At 60.3% G+C, this 22,878-nt stretch carries 21 protein-coding genes; 13 read left to right on the forward strand and 8 right to left on the reverse strand.

Features of this window, described 5'->3' with window-relative positions; genetic code table 11:
* Positions 1 to 145: 145 nt before the first annotated feature.
* The 4 genes from FHT92_RS21970 to FHT92_RS21985 all read left to right on the forward strand — a co-directional run bounded on the left by FHT92_RS21970 (position 146) and on the right by FHT92_RS21985 (position 4,496).
* Positions 146 to 1,405 (forward strand): ABC transporter substrate-binding protein, encoded by a 1,260-nt coding sequence (locus FHT92_RS21970; RefSeq protein ID WP_183735433.1) that lies wholly within the window; start codon positions 146 to 148, stop codon positions 1,403 to 1,405.
* A gap of 74 nt (positions 1,406 to 1,479) precedes the next feature.
* Positions 1,480 to 2,433 carry a carbohydrate ABC transporter permease gene (locus FHT92_RS21975; RefSeq protein ID WP_183735432.1) on the forward strand — a complete coding sequence of 318 codons (954 nt, stop codon included), beginning with the start codon at positions 1,480 to 1,482 and terminating at the stop codon, positions 2,431 to 2,433.
* The gene (locus tag FHT92_RS21980) at positions 2,430 to 3,377 is read left to right on the forward strand and encodes a carbohydrate ABC transporter permease (RefSeq protein ID WP_183829280.1); all 948 of its coding nucleotides are present in this window, start codon (positions 2,430 to 2,432) and stop codon (positions 3,375 to 3,377) included. The genes FHT92_RS21975 and FHT92_RS21980 overlap by 4 nt, the downstream gene beginning before the upstream one ends.
* Positions 3,378 to 3,380: 3 nt before the next feature.
* Positions 3,381 to 4,496: an ABC transporter ATP-binding protein gene (locus FHT92_RS21985; RefSeq protein WP_183829284.1), complete on the forward strand. Its 1,116-nt coding sequence runs from the start codon at positions 3,381 to 3,383 to the stop codon at positions 4,494 to 4,496.
* A gap of 25 nt (positions 4,497 to 4,521) precedes the next feature.
* On the opposite strand, the gene FHT92_RS21990 is transcribed toward FHT92_RS21985, so the two are convergent.
* From FHT92_RS21990 to FHT92_RS22000, 3 genes are all read right to left on the reverse strand, one after another.
* Positions 4,522 to 6,765 carry a glycoside hydrolase family 2 protein gene (locus FHT92_RS21990; RefSeq protein WP_183829287.1) on the reverse strand — a complete coding sequence of 748 codons (2,244 nt, stop codon included), beginning with the start codon at positions 6,763 to 6,765 and terminating at the stop codon, positions 4,522 to 4,524.
* A 104-nt stretch (positions 6,766 to 6,869) separates the two neighbouring features.
* Complete coding sequence (locus tag FHT92_RS21995) at positions 6,870 to 7,868, reverse strand: LacI family DNA-binding transcriptional regulator (RefSeq protein WP_183829290.1); 999 nt, start codon at positions 7,866 to 7,868, stop codon at positions 6,870 to 6,872.
* A 10-nt stretch (positions 7,869 to 7,878) separates the two neighbouring features.
* Positions 7,879 to 8,883: a Gfo/Idh/MocA family protein gene (locus FHT92_RS22000; protein ID WP_183829293.1), complete on the reverse strand. Its 1,005-nt coding sequence runs from the start codon at positions 8,881 to 8,883 to the stop codon at positions 7,879 to 7,881.
* 202 nt (positions 8,884 to 9,085) lie between these two features.
* Between FHT92_RS22000 and FHT92_RS22005 the strand changes: the two genes are divergently transcribed.
* From FHT92_RS22005 to FHT92_RS22025, 5 genes are all read left to right on the forward strand, one after another.
* Positions 9,086 to 10,378, forward strand: a complete 1,293-nt coding sequence (locus FHT92_RS22005) for an ABC transporter substrate-binding protein (protein ID WP_183829296.1) — start codon at positions 9,086 to 9,088, stop codon at positions 10,376 to 10,378.
* A gap of 87 nt (positions 10,379 to 10,465) precedes the next feature.
* Positions 10,466 to 11,353, forward strand: a complete 888-nt coding sequence (locus FHT92_RS22010) for a carbohydrate ABC transporter permease (RefSeq protein WP_183829299.1) — start codon at positions 10,466 to 10,468, stop codon at positions 11,351 to 11,353.
* Between the two features lies 1 nt (position 11,354).
* Entirely contained in the window at positions 11,355 to 12,266 is a 912-nt protein-coding gene (locus FHT92_RS22015; RefSeq protein ID WP_183829302.1) for a carbohydrate ABC transporter permease, read from the forward strand.
* Positions 12,267 to 12,285: 19 nt separating this feature from the next.
* Positions 12,286 to 13,368, forward strand: a complete 1,083-nt coding sequence (locus tag FHT92_RS22020) for an ABC transporter ATP-binding protein (RefSeq protein ID WP_183829305.1) — start codon at positions 12,286 to 12,288, stop codon at positions 13,366 to 13,368.
* Between the two features lie 16 nt (positions 13,369 to 13,384).
* A complete protein-coding gene (locus tag FHT92_RS22025) occupies positions 13,385 to 14,134 on the forward strand; it encodes a ThuA domain-containing protein (RefSeq protein WP_183829308.1) in 750 nt (249 codons plus the stop codon).
* A gap of 52 nt (positions 14,135 to 14,186) precedes the next feature.
* Here FHT92_RS22025 and FHT92_RS22030 read toward each other — a convergent pair whose 3' ends face one another.
* Positions 14,187 to 15,098, reverse strand: a complete 912-nt coding sequence (locus FHT92_RS22030) for an SMP-30/gluconolactonase/LRE family protein (protein ID WP_183829311.1) — start codon at positions 15,096 to 15,098, stop codon at positions 14,187 to 14,189.
* A 340-nt stretch (positions 15,099 to 15,438) separates the two neighbouring features.
* On the opposite strand from FHT92_RS22030, the gene FHT92_RS22035 reads away from it, so the two are divergent.
* Complete coding sequence (locus FHT92_RS22035) at positions 15,439 to 16,662, forward strand: adenylate/guanylate cyclase domain-containing protein (RefSeq protein WP_183748460.1); 1,224 nt, start codon at positions 15,439 to 15,441, stop codon at positions 16,660 to 16,662.
* A 328-nt stretch (positions 16,663 to 16,990) separates the two neighbouring features.
* On the opposite strand, the gene FHT92_RS22040 is transcribed toward FHT92_RS22035, so the two are convergent.
* The 4 genes from FHT92_RS22040 to FHT92_RS22055 all read right to left on the reverse strand — a co-directional run bounded on the left by FHT92_RS22040 (position 16,991) and on the right by FHT92_RS22055 (position 20,313).
* Positions 16,991 to 17,770 (reverse strand): SDR family NAD(P)-dependent oxidoreductase, encoded by a 780-nt coding sequence (locus FHT92_RS22040; RefSeq protein WP_183829314.1) that lies wholly within the window; start codon positions 17,768 to 17,770, stop codon positions 16,991 to 16,993.
* Between the two features lie 78 nt (positions 17,771 to 17,848).
* Positions 17,849 to 18,244 (reverse strand): DoxX family protein, encoded by a 396-nt coding sequence (locus FHT92_RS22045; RefSeq protein ID WP_183829316.1) that lies wholly within the window; start codon positions 18,242 to 18,244, stop codon positions 17,849 to 17,851.
* Between the two features lie 94 nt (positions 18,245 to 18,338).
* A complete protein-coding gene (gene dgoD, locus FHT92_RS22050) occupies positions 18,339 to 19,487 on the reverse strand; it encodes a galactonate dehydratase (RefSeq protein ID WP_183829319.1) in 1,149 nt (382 codons plus the stop codon).
* A gap of 70 nt (positions 19,488 to 19,557) precedes the next feature.
* Positions 19,558 to 20,313 carry a FadR/GntR family transcriptional regulator gene (locus tag FHT92_RS22055; protein ID WP_409527165.1) on the reverse strand — a complete coding sequence of 252 codons (756 nt, stop codon included), beginning with the start codon at positions 20,311 to 20,313 and terminating at the stop codon, positions 19,558 to 19,560.
* A gap of 172 nt (positions 20,314 to 20,485) precedes the next feature.
* Between FHT92_RS22055 and FHT92_RS22060 the strand changes: the two genes are divergently transcribed.
* From FHT92_RS22060 to FHT92_RS22070, 3 genes are all read left to right on the forward strand, one after another.
* Complete coding sequence (locus FHT92_RS22060; RefSeq protein ID WP_183748470.1) at positions 20,486 to 20,917, forward strand: OsmC family protein; 432 nt, start codon at positions 20,486 to 20,488, stop codon at positions 20,915 to 20,917.
* A 149-nt stretch (positions 20,918 to 21,066) separates the two neighbouring features.
* A complete protein-coding gene (locus tag FHT92_RS22065) occupies positions 21,067 to 21,675 on the forward strand; it encodes a TetR family transcriptional regulator (protein WP_183748472.1) in 609 nt (202 codons plus the stop codon).
* A gap of 49 nt (positions 21,676 to 21,724) precedes the next feature.
* Positions 21,725 to 22,864 carry an efflux RND transporter periplasmic adaptor subunit gene (locus tag FHT92_RS22070; protein WP_183829325.1) on the forward strand — a complete coding sequence of 380 codons (1,140 nt, stop codon included), beginning with the start codon at positions 21,725 to 21,727 and terminating at the stop codon, positions 22,862 to 22,864.
* Positions 22,865 to 22,878: the final 14 nt, after the last annotated feature.

Here is a 22,878-nt window from a genome sequence, read left to right on the forward strand (position 1 = left end):
GGCTTGACGTGGCCGCGTTTATAACGTTTTAAATTGTTATCCGCACTGGGAGGTGCGGTGTATGTGGTGCCTGGCCGCCCTCACGGCGGAAGACATCCGGCAGGCGAGGTGGGTCTCGCCGCCACTTACGAACGGGAGGATATTCATGCGCAAGTTTTTGAGCTCGGCAGCTCTTGCTGTCGTGACGATGGCTGGTTTCGGCAGCGCTCACGCGGCTGACGTCAAGGAAGTTCAGATGCTGCACTGGTGGACGTCGGGCGGCGAAGCCGCGGCGCTCAACGTGCTGAAGCAGGACCTTTCCAAGGAAGGTTTTGCCTGGAAGGACGTACCGGTCGCAGGCGGTGGCGGCGACGCAGCCATGACCGCGCTGAAGGCGATGGTTGCCGCAGGCACCTATCCGACCGCTTCTCAGATGCTCGGCTATACCGTGCTCGATTATGCTCAGGCTGGCGTCATGGGCGATCTGACCGAGACGGCGAAGAAGGAAGGCTGGGACAAGTCCGTTCCGGCAGCACTGCAGAAGTTCTCCGTCTATGACGGCAAGTGGGTCGCCGCACCTGTCAACGTCCACTCCGTCAACTGGCTGTGGATCAACAAGTCGGTCATGGACAAGATCGGCGGCACGCAGCCGAAGACCTTCGACGACCTGATCGCGCTGCTCGACAAGGCAAAGGCAGCTGGCGTCATCCCGCTCGCGCTCGGCGGTCAGAACTGGCAGGAAGCCACGATGTTCGATTCCATCGTGCTGTCGACCGGTGGCCCGGAATTCTACAAGAAGGCTTTCAACGACCTCGATGAGGAATCGCTGAAGTCCGACACGATGAAGAAGTCCTTCGATAACCTCGCCAAGATCATCCAGTACGTCGATCCGAACTTCTCGGGCCGCGACTGGAACCTGGCGACCGCCATGGTCATCAAGGGCGATGCTCTTGTGCAGGTCATGGGTGACTGGGCGAAGGGCGAATTCGTTGCCGCCAAGAAGACCCCTGATACCGACTTCCTGTGCTACCGTTTCCCGGGCACCGACGGCAGCGTGGTCTACAACTCCGACATGTTCGGCATGTTCAACGTTCCTGACGACCGCAAGGCCGCTCAGGTGGCGCTCGCCACAGCAACGCTTTCCAAGAGCTTCCAGTCCGCCTTCAACGTCGTCAAGGGTTCGGTTCCGGCCCGTACCGACGTACCGGATACGGATTTCGACGCTTGCGGCAAGAAGGGCATTGCCGACCTGAAGGCTGCCAACGAAGGCGGCACGCTGTTCGGCTCGCTCGCTCAGGGCTATGGTGCTCCTCCGGCGATCGCCAACGCCTATAAGGATGTCGTCTCGAAGTTCGTCCATGGTCAGATCAAGACCTCCGACGAAGCTGTTACCCAGCTCGTCCAGGCTATCGACGACGCTCGCTAATTCTAACGACAAAGGCTTTCCCGCGCGCTTGCGGGGAAGCCACGGCCCCTGCTGCGCGGGGAGGAGATGATCACATGAGCACAGTTGCGACCACGGATCCGGTCCTGACGTCGAAGCCCTCAACCCGCACGTCCATTCGCGGCCGACTGCAGGATGCATTGCCGAAAATCGTATTGGCGCCGAGTTTCCTCATCACGGTGATCTTCGTTTACGGCTTCATCGTCTGGACGGCCTACCTTTCCTTCACCAATTCCAAGACCTTTCCGTCCTATGCGCTGACCGGCTCGCGCGCCTATCAACGGCTCTGGCGCTGGACCTTCGAGAGCGACCCGCCGTCCTCCTGGTACACGTCGATCACCAATATGGGGATCTTCGGCTTCCTCTATATCTTCATCTGCCTTGGGCTCGGCCTGCTGCTGGCAATCCTTCTCGACCAGAAGATTCGCGGCGAAGGCATATTGCGGCCGATTTTCCTCTATCCGATGGCGCTGTCCTTCATCGTGACGGGCGTTGCCTGGAAATGGTTCCTCGATCCGGGCCTCGGACTCGAGCAGACGCTGCATCATTTCGGCTGGACGAGCTTTCACTTCGACTGGATCAAGAACAAGGATTTCGTCATCTACACCGTCGTCATCGCCGGTGTCTGGCAGGCTTCGGGCTTCGTCATGGCGATGTTTCTTGCGGGCCTGCGCGGCATCGACGGTGAAATCATGAAGGCGGCGCAGATTGACGGCGCGTCGCCCTTCCAGATGTACCGGCGGATCGTCATTCCGATGCTGCGGCCGATCTTCCTGTCAGCCTTCATCGTGCTTGCGCATATGGCAATCAAATCCTACGACCTCGTCGTGGCGCTGACATCGGGTGGCCCCGGCGGTTCGGCATGGCTGCCGTCCAACTTCATGTACGAATACACGTTCAAGCGGAATGAAATGGCTGTCGGTTCCGCGAGCGCCATCATCATGCTGATGACCATCTCGGCGATCATCGTTCCATATCTCTATTCCGAACTGAGGGAGAAGGCGCGATGAGCAGCGTTACCTCTTCTGATATCGCGAGTTCGCACGGCGGCAATAGCGGCCGCTGGGTCGGCCGCATCATCATCTACGGCCTGCTCTTGATCTTCGCCATTCTCTATCTGATGCCGCTCTTTGTCATGCTGACGACCTCGTTCAAGACGATGGACGAGATCCAGAACGGCAATATGCTTGCGCTGCCGCAGGCGCCGACGCTCGATCCCTGGTTCAAGGCCTGGGGCGAGGCCTGTGTCGGCCTCACCTGCGCCGGTATCAAGGGTTACTTCTGGAACTCGACCAAGATGGTCGTGCCGGCAGTTGCCATCTCGACCATTCTCGGTGCGCTCAACGGCTATGTGTTGACCAAGTGGCGCTTCCCCGGCCATACGCTGGTCTTCGGTCTGATGCTCTTTGCCTGCTTCATCCCGTTCCAATCGGTGCTGCTGCCGATGGCGACCATTCTCGGCGCGCTCGGCCGCTTTGGTACCACGCTGCAGAATCTCACGGGCCTGAGCTTCGGCTTCGGCAATTCGACCGTGAACCTCGTCTTCGTGCATGTCGTCTACGGTCTCGGCTTCACGACGCTGTTCTTCCGCAATTTCTACGAGGCCTTTCCGACGGAGTTGGTAAAGGCGGCGCAGGTCGATGGGGCGAGCTTCTTTCAGATCTTCCGCCGCATCATGCTGCCGAATTCGCTGCCGATCATCGTGGTGACGGTCATCTATCAGTTCACCAATATCTGGAACGACTTCCTCTTCGCCTCGGCCTATGCCGGTACGGGCGACTCCATGCCGATGACGGTGGCGCTGAACAACGTCGTCAATACCTCGACCGGCGTGGTCGAATATAATGTCAACATGGCTGCGGCGATGATCGCAGCCGTTCCTACGCTCATCGTCTACATCCTCGCCGGCCGCTATTTCGTGCGCGGTCTGATGGCGGGCGCCGTCAAAGGGTGATCCATGGCTTTCCTTGAAATTTCCGGTCTCAAGAAGCGCTTCGGCGCCGTCGACATTCTCAAGGGGATCGACCTGGAACTCGAGAAGGGTGGCTTCCTGGTGCTGGTCGGCCCGTCAGGTTGTGGCAAGTCCACGCTGCTTAACACCATCGCCGGGCTGGAGGCGATCACTTCGGGCGAAATCCGCATCGACGGCCGCTCCATCAACGGTTTGCACCCATCCAAGCGTGATATCGCCATGGTCTTCCAGAGCTACGCGCTCTATCCGAACATGACCGTTGCCGGCAATATCGCCTTCGGCATGGAAATCCGCGGCGTGCCGAAGGACGAGCGCGAGAAGGCGATCAAGCAGGTCTCCGACATGCTGCAGATCGGCCATCTGCTCGATCGCAAGCCCTCGCAGCTCTCAGGCGGCCAGCGCCAGCGTGTGGCGATGGGCCGCGCTCTGGTGCGCAACCCGCAGGTCTTCCTCTTCGACGAGCCGCTTTCCAACCTCGATGCGAAGCTGCGCGTCGACATGCGCACGGAAATCAAACGCCTCCACCAGCGCATGGGAACGACGATCGTTTACGTCACCCATGACCAGATCGAGGCGATGACGCTGGCAACGAAGATCGCCGTGCTGAAGGACGGTGTGCTGCAGCAGTTCGGCACGCCCGCCGAGATATATAACAGCCCCGCCAATGTCTTCGTGGCCGATTTCATGGGATCGCCGGCAATGAATCTGCTGAACGCCACCGTTGAAAACGGTGCCGGCGGGCTGCAGGTGTCGCTGGAACGGCCGAATGGCAAACCGCTGAAGCTGCCGGTCAATGGCGGGACCAACAACTTGACCGGCTATGCCGGCAAGCAGGTGATCTTCGGCATTCGCCCGGAAGCGCTGACCGATATCGACGGAGCCGATCGGAAGGCGAAGTCCGTCGTCCACGGCGATTGTGCCATCGAGGTCGTGGAGCCTGCCGGTTCCGATACGTTCGCCGTCACCAAACTCGGCGGCAAGTCGGTGGTTGCGCGCCTTGGCGCCGATGCCGGCATCCTGCCCGGCCAGAATACCCGCCTTGCCTTCAATCTCGACAAGGCGGTGTTCTTCGATCCGGCCAGCCAGTTGAGGATCGCTTAGCCAGCAAAATATTCTCTGGCCGCAGTCAGACCGCCGCCACCGAGATCGTGACCGGTGCGAAGTGGCTTGAGGTCGCTTCGACGGCGATTTCGCCGGTCAGGCCCGTCGCTTCCAGCCAAAAGCCCGTCGTCCCGCCCTGCAGCGGTACGGTCGTCGGGCCGACAATCTTGGCAGGGCCTTTGACCGTCAGCGTTACCGCATCGTTCAGGAAGGGCAGGCGCTGACCGCGCTGGTCGAGTGCGCGGATGATGACACGGGTCGTATCGCGCTCGCGCGCCTTCAGCATGGTACTGTCGGGCGCGACTTCGAGTGCGGTCGGCAGCGGATCGGCGGCGAGTGTCAGTCTGGCCACGGGCTCGCCATTGATGAAGCCGGTGAATTCGCCGTCGATCCATTCCAGGCCCCAGCGGCCGAGTTCGTCCTGGGTAAAATGGCGGTGGTCGAGCACGACTGGCGGGTGCGGCAGGTGCGGATAGTTTTCACGGTCCGGGCCGATACGTTTTGTCAGCGAGCCGTATGTCAGTTCCACTTCGTCGCAATTGGTCAGGATGATCAGCGGCAGCACGCCGCCGATGCTGCGTTCGCCGCGCGCCCAGAACGTGACCGGTTTCATGATGATCTCATCCGAAGGGTCGCACTGGCTGGCATAGACATAGGCCGCAAATTTCGGTTCGCGGAACATGTCCATGACGCCGTGATAGCAGATACGGTCGCCGGAACCGAAGTCCTTGTGGGTGTTATAGTCGAACATGCACCAGCCGATCGCGCCAGAAATATCCGGATCGCCATAGGCCGCGTTCAGCACTTCCAGATGGCGGCGCACATGCTCGGCTTGGCGCTGCTCGGCATCATACATCTTGGTCGGATGCATGTGGCCGTTGAACTCGGTGATGATGTAGGGGACCTTGTAAGAGAGGCCGGTATTTTCCTGCTGGCTGCGAAGGGCCGTGCGCGGGCGATTGGCGCCCGGCAGTTCCTCATTGCCGAGGATGAAGTCGTTCATCGTGTAGACGTCTTCCAGAAGCTCGCTTTCGGTCAGATAGCGAACGCCGCCGGTCTGACGGGTGGAATCGAGCTCATGGGCCAGCCGGTTGGTGGCGGTATAGAAGTCGTGGCTGTCGAGCGACTCGTTGATGCGCACGCCCCAGATGATGATCGAGGGATGATTCCAGTCGCGCTCGATCATGCGGCGCACGTTCTCGATCGATTCCTGCTGCCAGTCGAGATCGCCGATATGCTGCCAGCCGGGGATTTCTTCGAAGACCAGCAGGCCGATGCGATCGCACTGGTCGAGGAACCATTTCGACTGCGGATAATGCGAGGTGCGCACGATATTGCACTTCAGCACCTTCTTCATTATGTCGGCGTCGCGCTCCTGCGCGGAACGGCCGGCCGCATAACCGACATAGGGATAGGCCTGATGGCGGTTGAGGCCCTGCAGTTTTACCGGGCGGCCGTTCAGCAGGAAGCCTTCCGGCGTGAATTTGGCCGTACGGAAGCCGAAATGGCCGGTGGTCCTGTCGGCGCCATGTTCCGTCTTCAGTTCGACGGAGATTTCATAGAGCGCCGGGTTCGACAGATCCCAGAGTTCAATATCGGTCAGGCCGCCGAAGGAAAGCGTGGTGCTGGTACCGATCGTCTCGCCGGCAGCACTTGCCAGAATGTTGCCATGCGCGTCCCGCAGTGATCCGGTGACCGTTGCCGCATAGGTGAGGCCCTGCGGGTTGGCGATATCGACACGCACTGTCGCCGATTTTCTGTCGGAGAGGATGTCGTGCGTTTCGATCTTGATGTTGCGGATCGAAACCTTGTCGGTGACCTTCAGCCAGACGTCGCGATAGATGCCGGCATAGGTGAGATAGTCGATGCGGCCGCCGAAGGGCGGGATGGCGGGGTTCTCGCTGCCGTCGATCTTGACGGTGATCAGGTTGTCGCCCTTGATGAGCTTGCCGGTCAGGCGGGCTTCGAAAGGTGTATAGCCGTCCTTATGGGCAATGATCTCTTCGCCGTTCACATAGACGACACTGTCGGCCATGGCGCCGTCGAAGAGGATGGAGACTTCGCGGCCTTCGAATTCCGGCAGCCAGCGCAGCACCCTCTGATAAGTGAAGGCGCGCTGGTAGCGCTTCTCGTCGAAATAGTTGAAGGGCAGCTCGACCGCCGTATGTGGCAGGCTGACCATGTGGGTGCCGTCGAAAGCCTCGGTCAGGCGATGACCAAAGCCTTCATGGAAGCTCCAGGATTCGTTTAGGGAAACGACGGAACGCATCTCAGGCTCCCCGGCAGGCGGCAGGGGAGGGGCGGCGCCTGACAGCGGCGCGGGAAACAGTGATCATCGATATTCCTCCTTGATGCGAATGACTGGAGCCGCCCTCAGGCGGTCGAGCCCCAGCGGGGTGTGCAGGCAAGCGTAATGCCGTGCGGGCCTTCGTCGCCGGCCTCATGGCGTTCGATCACCTCGACGACCGCGTCCATGAAGGCCACGTGGTCGAGGCTCAGCGTCGTCAGGTCGTTGCAGTCCCAGGCGGCCATCGCGATGCCGTCCTGACCGACGATGGCGATATCCTCAGGCGTATTCTTCCCGAGCACACGGCGGGCGGCATCACGCGCGCCGATCGCCATCACGTCATTGCCGCAGATGATAGCGTCGACCTTGGAGCGGTGCAGCAGCAGGACGGCTTCCTTGAAGCCGGAATCATAGGAATAGTCGCCGAAGGCTTCCGCTTCGAAGGCAAGGCCATGACGCGCCAGAGCGTCGGCAAACCACCTGCGGCGCAGCTTGTCGATCCAGCTCGACTTGGTGCCGGAGAGATAGGCGAAGCGCTTCTTTCCGTCGCCGACAATCTTGTCGATGATCTCGCCTGCGCCGGCAGCGCCATCGATGCGGATGTTGGAGACATCCTCGTTTTCCAGCGGTTCAAAGGAAACTATGATCGGCTTGGTCGTGTGGAAAATATCGACCGCATCCTGCATCGAGACCATGTCGGAGAAGATGACGACATGATCGACCTGATAGGTGGAGGCGAGCCGCATCAGTTGCAGGCGATCGGAGTGATCGGCGCAACAGAGCAGGATCGGCAGGAGCTGGCGGGCCTGCAGGCGGTGGACGAGGAGCTGCTGCTCCTCGGCCTCGCAAGGGTTGCCGATGGCGTTGACCACGAGTGCGACGAGGCGCGAGCGCTGGTTGTTCAGCGAGCGGGCAATCGCATTCGGCTGGTAGCCATATTCGCGAGCAACGGCGAGGATGCGGTCGCGCGTGGCGCTTCCGATCCGCGAATCCGGCGAGAAAGCCCTCGAAATCGTCGCGGAGGACACACCGGCGAGTTTCGCCAGTTCCTTCGAGGTGATCCGCCGTCTGTTCGTTCCGCTCATTATTTTGCGCCTATCCGGCAATCCTGACGGGGGTGCCGTCGGCTGCTGCCGATTCCTTGATTGCATCCCAGAGCCTAGCGAATCTGAGACCCATTTCAACGGAGCCGGAGTTTTCCATCGTTCCGGCGCGGATGGCGAGGAAATTCTTCATCGGATTGCCGAGAATCTCGGCCTCTTCGCGCGGCTCGCTGGTGCGTCCGACGCTGATTTCCCGCCAGCCGCCCCAGGCATCGATGCGTACGATCGCCTTGGAATAGAAGAAGGTGATGTAGGAAGCGCAGCCGGGAGGGCCCTCGCCGGCGGCCGTCAGCGTCACGAGCGCGCCATTCTTCAGGCGGGCGGAGACGGCGGTGGCGATATCCACCTTCTTTCCGTGATTGTTCATGTAGGCGGAAACGCTATCGAAATCGGAATTGGCAAGCAGGCAGACGGTGTTCATCATGTGCGCGCCGGTATCGAACATGAAGCCGCCGCCGGAGATTTCCGGCTGCTGCTTCCAGTGGCCATCATAGTTGGAAGACCAGCTTTCCCAGATCATGCCGGAAATGGCGATGAGTTCGCCGAATTCGCCTGAGAGAGCCCGTTTGCGGGTATCGAGCACGAGCGGAGACAGCCCGCCCTGGAAGGCGGTGACGACGGTGACGCCGCTTTTCCTCTGCGCCGCGATCAGCGTTTCGGCCTCTGCTACGGTCGTGACCATCGGCTTTTCGAGGAAAAGATCGAGGCCGGCTTCGGCAACGGCAGTCGCCTGCTCGGCATGGAAAGCGTGCGGGGTGGAGACGTAGATGATGTCGAGTTCATCGCGGCATTTTGCGAGCATGTCGCGGTAGTCCTCGAAGCTTTTCGGCTCCGGTGCTCCGGCTGCGGTGCAGACGTCGATGAGGCGCTTTCTGGAGGCTTCCGTCGTGTCGGCGAGCGCCACGAATTCGATTTCCGGCATCTTCGCCCAGCTCTGAGCGTATTCAGCCGCCTTCAAGCCGGCGCCGATGACGCCGAGGCGCAATTTCTGAGACATCGAAATCCTCCCTGATATCGTTGTGCAAACGATTACACAAACGTCACCATTGGTGCAAGTTATAAATAACTCAATAAAATCAATATTATGTATTTGAGTTGGTTGCGGCTTTAAAAATCATCTTGTCAGCATTAAGAATGCGTGTACATTTTCCTCGCCGGTGCTGGAGGGCGCCGTGGCTCTAAAAAAGGGAGGACTTCCGTTGAAGAAGACGGTTATCGGTGGCCTATGCGCCATCTTGCTTAGCGCGGTTTCGACGCTGGCTCATGCTGAAACAATTCGTATCGCCAATCACGGCCAGGCCGGCATCGACGCGATGAAGTCGACCGTCGAGCGGATCGAGAAAAAATACGGCGTGACCGTCGAGGTCGTCGAATATCCGGCGCCGGACAAGGACTATCTCACCAAGCTCCTGACCGAACTCGGCGCCGGCAACGCACCCGACCTCTTCTCCATCCCGACGACGGCTGCCGTTGCTGACATGGTGGAAGCCGGCTACCTCGCGCCCGTTTCCACCGAGTTCAAGGCCTGGGACGGCTATGCCAACCTCTATGACGTCGCCAAGCAGCTTGCCGTCAGCCCTGACGGAGAAACCTATGTGATGCCGTTCATGCTCGGCATTCAGGAAATCTACTACCGCAAGGACGTTCTCGAAAAGGCTGGCATCTCCACCGAACAGCCGAAGACGTGGCAGGAGCTTCTCGACCGCGCCGCCGAGGTCAAACAGAAGACCGGCTCCTACGGCCTCCTCTTCCCGGCAGGTGTGTCCTGGGGCAGCGGTGCCTTCGACGAAGGCTTCCAGCACCTGATCGTCGGTTCCAAGACGCCGCAGCTCGTCGATGCCGACGGCAAGCTCGATCTGAACGGCGAAGGCGTGAAGGATGTCTTCAACGTCTACAAGACGCTGATCGACAAGGACCTGATGCCGGTGCAGCCGCTCCTCGGACCGGAACCCTGGGTGGTGCCGAAATATGAGATGTTTCCGGCCGGCAAGCTTGCCGCCACCAGCTGCGGCTCCTGGTGCTACATCTTCGACTGGGGTCGCGAGAGCAAGAACCCGATCCCTGACGTGACCAAGATCGTCGGCACTTGGACCGTTCCGGGTCAGAGCGGCGGCCAGTACGTGCTTGCCAACCTCGCTGCTCCGTGGGCCGTCAACTCCAAGTCCGCCAATGTGGAACTGGCCAAGAAGGCGTTGATGGAAATCGGCTCGGTCGAAACACAGGTTTCCTATGCTGCCCGCATCGGCAACATTCCGGCCAGCAAGGATGCTGCCAAGGATCCGGAATTCCAGAAGCTGACGGAACTCGTTCCGATCCATGCTGCTGCCGGAAACGGCGTCTTCCTGAAGCAGGCTTCCGGCTTCGGCACGGTTGCCGAAGGTGTGGCGCGCGCCACCGAAGCGCTGCTGCGCAAGGAAACCGATGCAGCCGGCGCCCAGAAGATCCTTGTCGACTACGTCAAGGAAACGCTCGGCGACGACATGGTCAAGTAAGCCACTGATATCTTCCTCCCGCCAAGACGGGGACGCGGCATTCTCGCCGCGTCTTCCCGGTTTCATTCGATAAGGTTGTGAGCTTCAATGGCCCGAAACTCTCATGAAAAGCGAACCGAGCGCCAACTCCTGCTGGTTCTGCTGCCGTCGCTGGTCCTGCTTCTGGCCTTTGTGATCTATCCCGCCCTCTATTCCGTCTATCTGAGCTTCACCAATGAGGCGCTGACGGGAGCTGCGGCCCTGCGGCCGCGCTTCGTCGGCATCCGCAACTATGTGCGCCTTTTCAACGATGCGAAGTTCTGGAATTCGCTGTTCGTCACCTTCGTCTTCGTCATGGGCTCTGCCGTCATCGGGCAGTTCGTGCTCGGGCTTATTTCGGCGATGGCGTTGCGCCGGCCGATCCGTTTCCGCCAGTTCTTCTCTTCGATTATTCTTCTGCCGAATGCCGCCCCGGAAGTCGTTGCCGGCTTCATGTGGATCTCGATGCTGGCCGGCGGCGAACATGCGACGCTGTCGCGCATCGTTGCCTTCTTCGGCATTGATCCCGCTGACTGGCTGAACGCCTTCCCGCTGTCGATGATTATCATCGTCAACACCTGGCGCGGTATCGCGACCGCGATGATCCTGCTGACGGCCGGTCTCAGCACCATTCCCTCCGAGATCTACGAGGCGGCGCGCATGGATGGCGCGACATCGTCGCAGATGTTCCGCCGCATCACCCTGCCGCTGATGATGCCGACGATCCTGCTGTACATGCTGATCTCGGCTGTCTCCACCATCGCCGTCTTCGGCCTCGTCTATGCGCTGACGCGCGGCGGCCCCGGCGGGGCGACAGAGGTCGTCAGCATCTATATCTACAACCAGTCCTTCACGGCCTTCCAGCTCGGCTACGGTGCTGCGGTCGCGGTCGTCGCGCTCATCATCTCGCTGATCCTCGGCATCGGCTATGTCCGAGCCATGAAAGTGGAGGTTTGACATGACCGCTATTTCCCCGAGCGAAGGTGCCAACAAGACCCGCTCCGACCTCATCGCCTATGCAACGCTGTCGATCATCTCGATCTTCTGCGCCGTGCCCTTCTTCTGGGTGCTGCTCGCCTCCTTCGACGGCAATGCGCTGCTCTTCCTGCGCTGGCCGGAGCAATGGACGCTTGCAAACTATGTGCGCGTCTTCACCAAGGAGGATGGGGCGAAGTGGCTGTTCAACTCGCTCTTCGTGGTCGGCGGAGCGACGCTTATCGTCATGGTGCTGGCGGGGCTCGGCGGCTATGCGCTGTCTCGCACACGCGCCTGGTGGAAGCTGCCCTTCCTCTACGCGATCCTGCTGATCCGCGTGCTGCCGCCGACGGCGCTCGTCGTGCCGCTCTACAAGTTCCTGCTGACGCTGAACAATGCGGAAGGCGCGCTTCTCAGGCCAATCTTCGGCAGTTATGCCCGCGACATCATGCGGTGGACCGGGTTCATCGACGGCTATCTCGGCATCATGCTGGTGCTCGCCACCATGCAGCTGCCGCTGGCGCTCTGGATCATGAAGACTTTCTTCGACGGGTTGCCGCGCGACTATGAGGAAGCGGCCGTCATGGACGGGGCGACGATGATGCAGCGCATCCGCCGGGTGCTGATCCCGCTTGCGATGCCCGGGCTCGCGGCGGCCGGTCTCTTCGCCTTCATGTCGGCCTGGGGCGATTTCCTGCTGCCGCTGATCTTCCTGTCGTCGCCGGAGCTGCAGACGCTGCCGCTCGGCCTCTTCCGCGCCTTCCTCCGCATCAACGAGATCGATTACGGCCTGCTGACAGCGCTCGCCTTCATTTACCTGCTGCCTGCCGTCGTCGCCTTCGGCTTTGCGCGGCGCTTCCTCGTCCAGACTTTTTCGGGCGGTGTGAAGGGCTGAGATCAAGAAAGAGAAACGAATGATCAATCTCAGAAACGTTCGCAAATTCTATGGCGCGCTCGAAGTCATCAAGGGCGTCGATATCACAGTGGAGGACGGCGAGTTCGCCGTGTTCGTCGGCCCTTCGGGTTGCGGCAAATCCACGCTTCTGCGCATGATCGCCGGCCTTGAAGGCATCGACGAGGGCGATCTGGTGCTGAACGGCCAGCGCATCAACGACGTGCCGCCGGACAAGCGCGGCATCGCCATGGTGTTCCAGTCCTATGCGCTTTATCCGCATATGACGGTCGCGGAGAATATCGGCTTTTCGCTGAGCCTCAAGAAGGTGCCGGAAGCCCAAATCAAAAAGCAGGTGGAAGGCGTCGCCGAGATCCTGCAGCTGACCGACTATCTCAGCCGCAAGCCGGGCGCGCTATCCGGCGGCCAGCGTCAGCGTGTGGCGATCGGCCGTGCGATCATCAAGAAGCCGTCGCTGATCCTGTTCGACGAGCCTTTGTCGAACCTCGATTCGGCGCTGCGCGTGCAGATGCGCGCCGAGTTGCAGCGCCTGCATCGGGAACTGAAGGCGACTGTCGTCTATGTCACGCATGACCAGGTCGAAGCGATGACGATGGCCGACCGCATCGTCGTTCTGAACAAGGGCGTCGTCGCCCAGCAGGGCGCGCCGATGGAGCTCTATCACCAGCCGGAAAACGAGTTTGTCGCAACTTTTATCGGTTCGCCGAAAATGAACGTGCTGCCAATGACGGCGACGCGCCGGGATGCCGGCAAGGTGCATCTGGAAAGCCCGCTCGGTCTTGCGATCGATCTCTCGGATGCAAACGGTTCCGTGCCGCAGGGAGAGGCGAAGCTCGGCATCCGCCCGGAACATCTGAAGCTCGCGCCGCAAGGGCAGGGTGATTTTTCGGCGGAGGTCGTGATCGTCGAGCGGCTCGGCGTCGAGACCTATCTGACGGTCGGCTCGCAGCAGCAGCCGATCGTCGTGCGCACGGAAGGCGACATGACCATCCGTCCCGGCGACCGCGTTTCGCTTACAGCCGAGCGCGCCGCCTGCCATCTGTTCGATTCCGCCGGCCGGGTCGTCCGTTCGGCCCAAGCTTGAAACATCGAGGAATGACATGACAATCAAAGTCACGATCTGGAACGAAGGACGCCACGAGCAGGTCCACAAGGAGGTCCAGGATATCTATCCCGACCGTATCGACGGTGCGATTGCCGCCGGTATCGCCCATCCCGATTTCGAGATCCGCCGCGGCACGCTCGACGATCCGGATGAAGGCCTGCCGGATTCCGTGCTCAATGATACCGACGTGCTGCTCTGGTGGGGGCATATGGCGCATGAAGAGGTCAGCGACGGGCTGATCGACCGCGTGCAGCAGCGGGTGCTGAAGGGCATGGGGCTGCTGGTCCTGCATTCCGGCCATCACTCCAAGCTTTTCCGCCGGCTGATGGGCACCAATGCCAATCTCTCCTGGCGTGAGACGCCCGAGGGCGATCTGGAGCGCGTCTGGGTGGTCAATCCCTCGCATCCGATCGCCGAGGGTTTGCCGCCCTATTTCGAGGTCAATGCCTCGGAAATGTATGGAGAGCCCTTCGATATTCCGCAGCCGGATGAGCTGGTCTTCATCTCCTGGTATTCCGGTGGCGAGGTGTTTCGCAGCGGCTGCACCTTCCAGCGCGGGCGCGGGCGCATCTTCTTCTTCAGCCCCGGCCATGAGACCTATCCGATCTATCACGACAAGACGGTGCACAAGGTCATCTCGAACGGCATCTGCTGGGCGCAGCAGAAGCATACGGACGGACGCATCCTCGAAAACTGGCACCGCAGGGAGCCGCTGCATGGCCGGCCGGACAAGGTGAAAGCTTAAATAGTTCCTCTGAGGGCTTATGGGCTGCGGCGCAGCGATCGTCAGTCAGACTTTACGGGTACTGCGCACCATTCGTCGTCGTATAGATCGAATAGAGCGATTGCGTCGCCGTGATGAAGAGGCGGTTCTTCTTCGGGCCTCCGAAGGTGATGTTGGAGACGGTTTGCGGCACCTTAATCTTGCCGAGCAGCGTTCCGTCAGGGGCAAAGCAGTGCACGCCGTCAGCCGCGCTCGTCCAGAGATTGCCGGAGATGTCGAAACGGAAACCATCGGGCGTGCCGGTGTCGATCGAGCAGAAGTAGCGGCTGTTTGCCAGCTTGCGGCCATCCACGACATCGAATACGCGGATATGGCGCGGTACGTCATGATTGGAGGAGCCGGAATCGGCGATGAAAAGCTGGCGCTCATCTGGGGAGAAGGCCAGTCCATTCGGCTGGATGAAGTCCGTCACGACGGCTTCGATATCACCGGTCGCTGCGTCAATGCGATAGACGTTCCGCGTCTCCTGTTCTTCCGGAGACTTGTGGCCTTCATAGTCGGACATGATGCCGTAGCTTGGGTCGGTGAACCAGATCGAGCCGTCGGACTTGACCACGACGTCGTTCGGAGAATTCAGCCGTTTGCCGTTGTAACTGTCGGCCAGCACGGTGATGCGGCCGTCTGGCTCGGTGCGGGTCACGCGGCGGCCGCCATGCTCGCAGGAAACGAGGCGGCCCTGCCGGTCGCGAGTATTGCCGTTGACATAGTTGGAAGGCGAGCGGAAAACGGAGACCGAGCCATCCGGCACCCAGCGCATCATGCGTTCGTTCGGAATGTCGCTCCAGATCAGGCAGTTCAGATCGGAAAACCAGACCGGCCCCTCGGCCCAGCGGCAGCCTGTGTAAAGCTCCTCCAGCACTGCGCTGCCGGCGATCAGCGCTCGGAAACGCTCGTCTTTGACGTCATAAAATTCGCTTCCAGCCATGCCCGATTCCTCCCAGATCGATATTGCATCTTCGTAGCCGCAAATGGGTGAACGTGCCAGAGCCTCGCTGCAGAGGCCCTGAAGATTTTGTCCGGCCAGTTTCCCGTAGCGCTTCACGCCTCGGCTGCGCCTGGGTTTTCGGCGCGAGACCGCCGAGCGTCAGGTCGCGGTCGTACGGTATAAATCAGGAATCCATCGCCGCCATATTTTCAGCCGCGGAAATCATCGCGCCCTGTAATATGCCGGCTATACAATGATCTCTCAGGCACCAATCCGGTGTTGATTGTCTTTCCATCTGCGGCAGATTCACGCTACAGCTTACCGGTAGTGAGGAGAGCGCATGGACTATAGCGACGTCGGCACAATCGCGGCATGGGTGACGGAACAGGGCTTGAAGGGCGCGACCGAAGCGGAACTGCTGGCCGGCTTCTGCGAGGCCTGCCGGAATGCGGGCATGCGGCTCGATCGCGCCATGGCGCTGATGGACACGCTGCATCCGGTTCACGAGGGGCGAGCTTTCCGCTGGGACAGCGAAAGTGAAGCGAACTTCGGAGGCGAATTCGAATACGGTCCTTCGGGCGAAGGTCAGGGGCTGGAAACCTGGCGCCGCTCGGCTTTCTACCATCTCTGGACAAGCGGTGACAGAGAGGTACGGCGCAGGATCGGCTTCGGCGATCCGACCGATTTCATCATGCTGGACCAGATCCATGCGCTCGGCCATACCGATTACATCGCCATGGCGCATCGTTTTGCCCAGGCCGGCACGATCGGCGAGATGGACTGCTTCTTCTCGCATTTCTCGACCAAGCACCCGGAAGGGTTTTCCGACCAGGATCTTGCGATCCTGCGCAAACTGGTGCCGGTGCTGGGGCTGGCGATCAAATGCGTGGCGCTTGCCCGTATTGCCCGCACGATCGCCGAGGTCTATCTCGGCGAGGATGCCGCGCGCCAGGTGATGGACGGCAAGATCTCCCGCGGCAAATCCGAGCGGATATCGGCAGCACTCTGGTTTTCCGATCTGCTGAACTACACGAAGATTTCCGACAATTCGGCGCCGGAAGAAATCATTCCGCTACTCAATGAATATAGCGAGGTGGTGATCACCGCGATCCATGAGGCCGGCGGCAATGTGCTGAAGCTGATTGGCGATGGCGTCCTCGCCATCTTCAAGGGCGAGGATCCGGCTCAAAGCTGTTCTGCGGCGCTGGAGGCAGAGCGCCTGTTGCGGCAGAAACTTGCGGCGCTGAACGCGGCACGCGAAGTGGACCGGCGACCGACGACGGATGTCTACATCGGCCTGCATATCGGCGATGTCTTCTACGGCAATATCGGCAGCCAGGACCGGCTGGACTTTACGGTTATCGGGCCGGCGGTCAATGAGGTGAGCCGCATCGCATCCATCTGCCGTTCGGTCGATCTCAACGTGCTGATGTCGTCGGATTTTGCCGCCGGGATCCCGAGGGAGCAGCGGGATGTTCTCGCCTGCATCGGTCGTTATGCACTGCGCGGCGTCAAGCGCCCGCAACTGCTTTACACGCTGGAAAGCGCGCGGCTGAACGGCTGACCAGCAAGATCCTCCACGTTCAGGACCTGCATAGGATGCATAGGATGCATAGGCAGTTTCCTGCGCCTTCCAGGAAATGTCAGATTCGTTATATGTGATACGAATATCTGACATTTCTTCGCGTAGGTAAGGAAAAACCTATGCAAGCTATGCATCCTATGCACTCTGCTGATGATCCGGTTGACCGGAGGGATGTAAAGCGACTCGAATTCACTGTCTGAGCAATGAACCGGATCCATTGAGGATCGCTTCGCGTTTTCGCCCACAGGCTTCCCTATGCCGCCCCTGCAGCCTATGCACATGGGAGTACCGACTGATTGGAAGCGCTCTAACGCAGCAATCCCTGTCCGCCGTCGATCCAGACCGGCGTTCCGGTAATATGGCGGGCGCGTTCGGAGGCCAGGAAGAGGATCGTTTCAGCGACATCGTCGCTCGATCCCGCCTTGCCGCCGGTGATCGGGATTTCGCCCTCCGGCCAGATGACGGGCACTTCGGTTTGCTCGCGATGGCGCGTGGTGGTGTTGGCGGAAATGCTGGTTTCGATCGCGCCAGGGCAAACGGCATTGACGCGGATGCCGTGTCTGCCGAGTTCGAGTGCGAGTTGCTGGACCATCGCAACCTGACCGGCCTTGGTCGCGGTATAGGCTGTGGCGCCGGGGGTGGTGAAGGTGCGCGTGCCGTTGATGGAGGAGACGACGATGATCGATCCGCCGTTCATCTTCAGATAGGGTACGGTGAGATGTAGCGTCATGTATGTGCCGCGCAGGTTCACGGCCATGGTCTGATCCCATTCGTCGGGTTTCAGGTCGTCGATCGGTGCCCAGACGCCGTTGATGCCGGCATTGGCGACGACGATGTCGATACCGCCGAAGCTTTCGGTCATCTTATCGATGGCGGCGCGCATCTGCGTTTCGTCGCTGGTATCGGCAGTCAGTTCGATCGACTGGCCGCCTGCGGCGACAATCTCCCCGCAGGTCTGCGCCACCTCGCTTTCCGTGCGGCTCAGCACCGCGACTTTGGCGCCTTCGGCTGCGAGCTTCAATGCAGTCGCCTTGCCGATGCCGGAGCCTGCGCCGGTCACCAATGCGATCTTTCCCTGCAATTCCATGAGCCGCTCCTCTTTGCGGTTGCCGGTAAAGGCAATGATCGGGGCGGCTCTTGGTTCCGGATCGGGCGTGGCGAGACGTTATTTCGGGAGGCTATGGCGGAGCGCCCACTTTTCCGGTCCGTGGACGGCGGCAAAGAGAAGGCCGGCGAGGAAGGTGAAGTGATCGACGAAGAAGCCAAACTCGGCCTGATTCTGCTGCCAGAGCGATGGGCCGTGGAAGGAGAAGGCAAGGAAGATCACATAGATGCCGGCGAGCAGGCTCGCTTCACTGAAGAAGGCGCCTGTGATGAAGGCGAGTGCCAGGGCGATCTCGAAGAAGGCGGCGACCCAGGCAAGGAATGTAGCCGCCGGAAATCCGGCCGAGGTGATGTAGCCGGCGGTCGCGGCGATATCGGCAAACTTGAAGCCGGCAGCCATGAAGAAGACGAAGCTGAAGATGATGCGGGCAATGATGATTGCGCTTGCTCTGGCCATGTGAAATCTCCTCTTTGAGCTTCCATTATGACGGACGAGATATCCGCTATCCTACAGGCGAGTGAAAAAAGGGCCGCTTTCGCAGCCCTTGGACTTACCATTCGGCAAAACTTCCATCTCCGTGACGCCAGATCGGGTTGCGCCAGCGGTGACCTTCCTTAGCACGCTCGATGACATAGGCTTCGTCCACTTCCACGCCGAGGCCGGGTCCTTGCGGAATGGAGACGAAGCCGTCGGCGTACTGGAAGACTTCCTTGTTGGAGATGTAATCGAGGATGTCGTTGCCCTTGTTGTAGTGGATGCCGAGGCTCTGCTCCTGGATGAAGGCATTGTAGGAGACGGCATCGACCTGCAGGCAGGCGGCAAGCGCGATCGGCCCAAGCGGGCAATGCGGCGCGAGCGCCACATCATAGGCTTCGGCCATGGCAGCGATCTTGCGGCATTCAGTGATGCCGCCGGCGTGTGACAGATCCGGCTGGATGATATCGACATAGCCGTCCGACAGGACCGACTTGAAGTCCCAGCGGGAAAAGAGGCGTTCGCCGAGCGCGATCGGCGTCGAGCAATGGTTGGCGATTTCCTTCAGGGTTTCCCGGTGTTCGGACAGCACCGGCTCCTCGATGAACATCAGCTTGTAGGGCTCGAGCTCCTTGGCGAGAACCTTGGCCATCGGCTTGTGAACACGGCCGTGGAAATCGACGCCGATGCCGATATGCGGGCCGATCGCCTCGCGGATGGTGGCGATGGTTTCGACCGCCTTGTCGATCTTCTCGTTGGTATCGACAATCTGCATTTCCTCGCAACCGTTGAGCTTGATGGCCTTGAAGCCGCGGGCGACGACGTCCTTGGCGTTGCGGGCGACGTCGGAAGGGCGGTCGCCGCCGATCCAGCTGTAGACCTTGATGCGGTCGCGCACCTGGCCGCCGAGCAGCGAATGGATCGGCTGGCCGAGTGCCTTGCCCTTGATATCCCAGAGCGCCTGGTCGATGCCCGAAATCGCCGACATGTGGATCGCGCCGCCGCGATAGAAGCCGCCGCGATACATGACTGTCCAGTGGTCTTCGATCAGGAACGGGTCCTTGCCGATTAGGTAATCGGCGAGTTCGTGGACGGCCGCCTCGACGGTCAGCGCGCGGCCTTCGACAACCGGTTCGCCCCAACCCACGATGCCTTCATCGGTTTCGACCTTCAAAAACAGCCAGCGCGGCGGGACGATATAGGTGGTCAGTTTGGTGATCTTCATGGACGTCTGCTTTCGTTTAGCTTCGTGTTCTCATCGGCGAACGAAGCCGCCGATGGTGTTCTGAGTTCGGTTATTTGGTCCGACCGGCGGTGGTGAGGTCGCGTCCGGCGAGATCGAGAATCCGGTTGACGCAATCGCGCGCTTCCGACGCGTCGCGCAGGCGCAGTGCCTCCACCACCTTGCCATGCAAGGAGATCGCCTCGCGGTGATCGAGCACGGCGAGGTTCGAAGCATGAAGCGCAAACTTTAGTGCGGCATGGATGGCGCTGGAAAGGCGGCGGAATACTTGGTTATGGCTCGCCTTGAGAAGCACCGTATGAAAGAGGAGATCCGCCTCGGTGAAGGCTTCGGGGTCATCGGTTGCCGATTGCATGCGCCGCCAGGCTTCCTCCAGATCGGCGATCTCCTGGGCAGTTGCGCGGCTTGCGGCATATTCGGCGGCAGCCGGCTCGATAGTGCGGCGGGCTTCAAGGATGCTTGCCAACAGGTCGAAATTGCCGAGATGCGGCCCCATCCATTCGAGCACGTCCTGATCGAGGATATTCCACTCGTCCTTGTCGCAGACTGTTGTGCCGATGCGCGGCTTGCCACGTATGAGCCCCTTGGATTCCAGCACCTTCAGAGATTCGCGGATCACGGTGCGGCTGACGCCATAGAGGTCGCAGAGGTCGTTTTCGCGCGGCAGCAGCGCGCCGGCGGCATAGCGGCTGGCGCAGATATCTCCGGCAATCGCCGCCGTGACGTTACGGCGGACGCGCGGCCGGCGCTCGGGCGCCGAACTCCTTTCGTCGCGGCTTGCTGCAGGCTGCATAGAAAAAGTCCTCATCACCAATCCTAAAACAATCATCGTACATAAACAATTCTCTTGTATGATGATTGGACTTCAATCTGGTGTCGTCTTCCGCGGATAGAGGACTATATTGCCGGTCGTAAGGGCGCAGTGTCCTTCGCGGTGGAGCGGCGCAACGCTTCGAAAATCATCGAAACAGGAGGACGGCATGCAGATCAATCGTACAGCTTCGGCCCATTGGTCGGGGGGTCTCAAGGACGGTAAGGGGCAGATCTCGACCCAGAGCGGCGCGCTCAGCAATTATCCCTACGGCTTTGCAAGCCGCTTCGAAGGCGTTGCCGGCACCAACCCGGAAGAGCTTATCGGCGCTGCCCATGCAGGCTGCTTCACCATGGCGCTGTCACTGATCCTCGGCGAAGCCGGCCTCAAGGCCGACCACATGGAAACGTCGGCCAAGGTGACGCTCGAAAGCGTTGAAGGCGGCTTTGCCATCACCGCCATCCACCTGTCGCTCTCGGGCAGCATTCCCGGCGCCGACCAGGCGAAGTTCGAAGAACTTGCCGGCATGGCGAAAGCTGGCTGCCCGGTTTCCAAGGCACTTTCTGCCGTTCCGATCACGCTCGACGTCAAGCTGGCATGATCCTTTAATCTGTTTTCGTTCTGATGCCGCAGCTTGCCCAGGCTGCGGCATTTTTGGTTTGCACCGCAAAATCATTGACAATCGAAGACTGATATTTTACGAATGATGAAAATCAAAATTCGTCAATCGTAAACATCAGGCCTGAAACCATGAATGACATCGCGGAAACCACGCTGGACGTCACACGGCAGGAAAATGTAACCCGCATCCTCGATGCGGCCGAGCGGCTCTTCCGCCACTATGGATATGCCAAAACCACAGTTGCGGATGTTGCCCGCGAACTCGGCATGTCGCCCGCCAATATCTACCGCTTCTTCGCCTCCAAGGTCGAAATCCACCAGGCTATCTGCGGCCGGATGTTGGCAGCCGCCTATCAGCTTGCAGCCAATATCTGCCATCAGAAGATCAGCGCTTCCGACCGGCTGCGCCAATACGTGCGCAGCCAATACCAGCTGACGCTCGACACCATGCTCGATCAGCAGAAGGTGCATGAGATGGTGATCGTCGCGATCGAACGCGACTGGCATGTCATCGAGAGGCACATCGATTCCATTCACGCATTGCTTGCCGATGTCATCCGCGAGGGCATCGCCGCCGGCGAATTCGCCGAACAGGATCCCGAGGTCGCCTCCCGCTGCTTTGGGGCGGCGACCATCAATCTCTGCCATCCGCAGATGGTGGCCCAATGTCTTGCCAAGACAAACCGGGCGGCCGTGGACGAACTGATCGAATTTGCGATCAGGGCTCTGAAAAAATAAGCGCGGCAAACGCCGCCCGAGAAAACCCGAACAATCAGGAGTGCGAAAGATGTTTTCGCTCAAGACTTTCAGCAACCGCATGCCGTCCGTCGTGAGCTTCGCGCTCGTAGGCGCAGTCGGGCTCGGCGTCGCCGGCTGCACGGAAGAAAAAGCAGAGATCAAGGAGGTCATCCGTCCGGTCAAGGTGGTGGAGATCGCCAAGGCCGGCGATACCCGCACGCTTGATTATTCCGGCTCGGTGCGGGCGCGCACGGAAATGAACCTCGGCTTCCGCGTCGCCGGCAAGATCACCGAGCGTCTCGTCGATATCGGCGAGCGGGTGAAGCCCGGCGATATTCTCGCGCGGATGGATTCGACCGACTATGAACTCGCTGTGAAGACAGCCGAAGCCAACCTTGCTGCTGCCGAAAAGGCCGTCGAAACGGCCGATATCGTCAACCGTCGCGCCGCACAGCTCTTCGACAAGAATGTCGCGCCGAAATCGCAGGCCGAGCAGGCTTCGCTCAGCTACGATCAGGCGATCTCGACCCGTGATGCCGCTGCTTCCGCGCTCAATCAGGCGAAGAACCAGGTGAGCTACACGGAGCTTAAGGCCGATCAGAATGGTATCGTGACGACCATCAATGCCGATGTCGGCCAGGTCGTTGGTTCCGGCACGCCGGTCGTTGCCGTTGCCGTCGATGGCGAGAAAGAAGTGCAGATCGCGGTGCCAGAAAACGATATTGCCCAGTTCAAGCCGGGCAAGACCGTGAGGGCGAGCTTTTGGTCCGACGACAAGCTCGTGCTTGACGGAACCGTTCGCGAGGTCGCGGGCAGTGCCGACCAGCAATCACGCACCTTCGCAGTACGTGTCAGCCTGCCGAACGATCCGCGTGTGCTGCTCGGCATGACGGCGACGATCGAGGCCGATGTCGGCAACAGCGATACCTACGTCTCCATTCCGCTCAGCGCACTGGCGCAAAAAGACGGCAAGAAAGTTGTCTGGACTGTCGATCGCGGCAGTGAAACCGTTCATGTCAGGGACATCGAGATCGCGGATTTCACCGGCGATGGCGTGCGTGTCGCCAAGGGTCTCGGCAGCGGCGACCTCGTCGTGGCTGCCGGCACGCAATTCATGAGCGAAAACCTGAAGGTCAAGCTTCCCGGCCAGCAGTCGGCTTCGGCCGAAACGGACGCAGCCGTCCGCTGAACGGCCAGAAAAAG

The sequence above is a fragment of the Rhizobium sp. BK377 genome (genome assembly GCF_014193935.1).
Lineage (GTDB): Bacteria > Pseudomonadota > Alphaproteobacteria > Rhizobiales > Rhizobiaceae > Rhizobium.

Excerpts from the sequence above, each read along its gene's own strand:
- FHT92_RS21970 (WP_183735433.1), top strand. The coding sequence starts at position 146 with ATGCGCAAGTTTTTGAGCTCGGCAGCTCTTGCTGTCGTGACGATGGCT.
- FHT92_RS21975 (WP_183735432.1), top strand. The coding sequence starts at position 1,480 with ATGAGCACAGTTGCGACCACGGATCCGGTCCTGACGTCGAAGCCCTCA.
- FHT92_RS21980 (WP_183829280.1), top strand. The coding sequence starts at position 2,430 with ATGAGCAGCGTTACCTCTTCTGATATCGCGAGTTCGCACGGCGGCAAT.
- FHT92_RS21985 (WP_183829284.1), top strand. The coding sequence starts at position 3,381 with ATGGCTTTCCTTGAAATTTCCGGTCTCAAGAAGCGCTTCGGCGCCGTC.
- FHT92_RS21990 (WP_183829287.1), bottom strand. The coding sequence starts at position 6,765 with ATGCGTTCCGTCGTTTCCCTAAACGAATCCTGGAGCTTCCATGAAGGC.
- FHT92_RS21995 (WP_183829290.1), bottom strand. The coding sequence starts at position 7,868 with ATGAGCGGAACGAACAGACGGCGGATCACCTCGAAGGAACTGGCGAAA.
- FHT92_RS22000 (WP_183829293.1), bottom strand. The coding sequence starts at position 8,883 with ATGTCTCAGAAATTGCGCCTCGGCGTCATCGGCGCCGGCTTGAAGGCG.
- FHT92_RS22010 (WP_183829299.1), top strand. The coding sequence starts at position 10,466 with ATGGCCCGAAACTCTCATGAAAAGCGAACCGAGCGCCAACTCCTGCTG.
- FHT92_RS22015 (WP_183829302.1), top strand. The coding sequence starts at position 11,355 with ATGACCGCTATTTCCCCGAGCGAAGGTGCCAACAAGACCCGCTCCGAC.
- FHT92_RS22020 (WP_183829305.1), top strand. The coding sequence starts at position 12,286 with ATGATCAATCTCAGAAACGTTCGCAAATTCTATGGCGCGCTCGAAGTC.
- FHT92_RS22025 (WP_183829308.1), top strand. The coding sequence starts at position 13,385 with ATGACAATCAAAGTCACGATCTGGAACGAAGGACGCCACGAGCAGGTC.
- FHT92_RS22030 (WP_183829311.1), bottom strand. The coding sequence starts at position 15,098 with ATGGCTGGAAGCGAATTTTATGACGTCAAAGACGAGCGTTTCCGAGCG.
- FHT92_RS22035 (WP_183748460.1), top strand. The coding sequence starts at position 15,439 with ATGGACTATAGCGACGTCGGCACAATCGCGGCATGGGTGACGGAACAG.
- FHT92_RS22040 (WP_183829314.1), bottom strand. The coding sequence starts at position 17,770 with ATGGAATTGCAGGGAAAGATCGCATTGGTGACCGGCGCAGGCTCCGGC.
- FHT92_RS22045 (WP_183829316.1), bottom strand. The coding sequence starts at position 18,244 with ATGGCCAGAGCAAGCGCAATCATCATTGCCCGCATCATCTTCAGCTTC.
- dgoD (WP_183829319.1), bottom strand. The coding sequence starts at position 19,487 with ATGAAGATCACCAAACTGACCACCTATATCGTCCCGCCGCGCTGGCTG.
- FHT92_RS22055 (WP_409527165.1), bottom strand. The coding sequence starts at position 20,313 with ATGAGGACTTTTTCTATGCAGCCTGCAGCAAGCCGCGACGAAAGGAGT.
- FHT92_RS22060 (WP_183748470.1), top strand. The coding sequence starts at position 20,486 with ATGCAGATCAATCGTACAGCTTCGGCCCATTGGTCGGGGGGTCTCAAG.
- FHT92_RS22065 (WP_183748472.1), top strand. The coding sequence starts at position 21,067 with ATGAATGACATCGCGGAAACCACGCTGGACGTCACACGGCAGGAAAAT.
- FHT92_RS22070 (WP_183829325.1), top strand. The coding sequence starts at position 21,725 with ATGTTTTCGCTCAAGACTTTCAGCAACCGCATGCCGTCCGTCGTGAGC.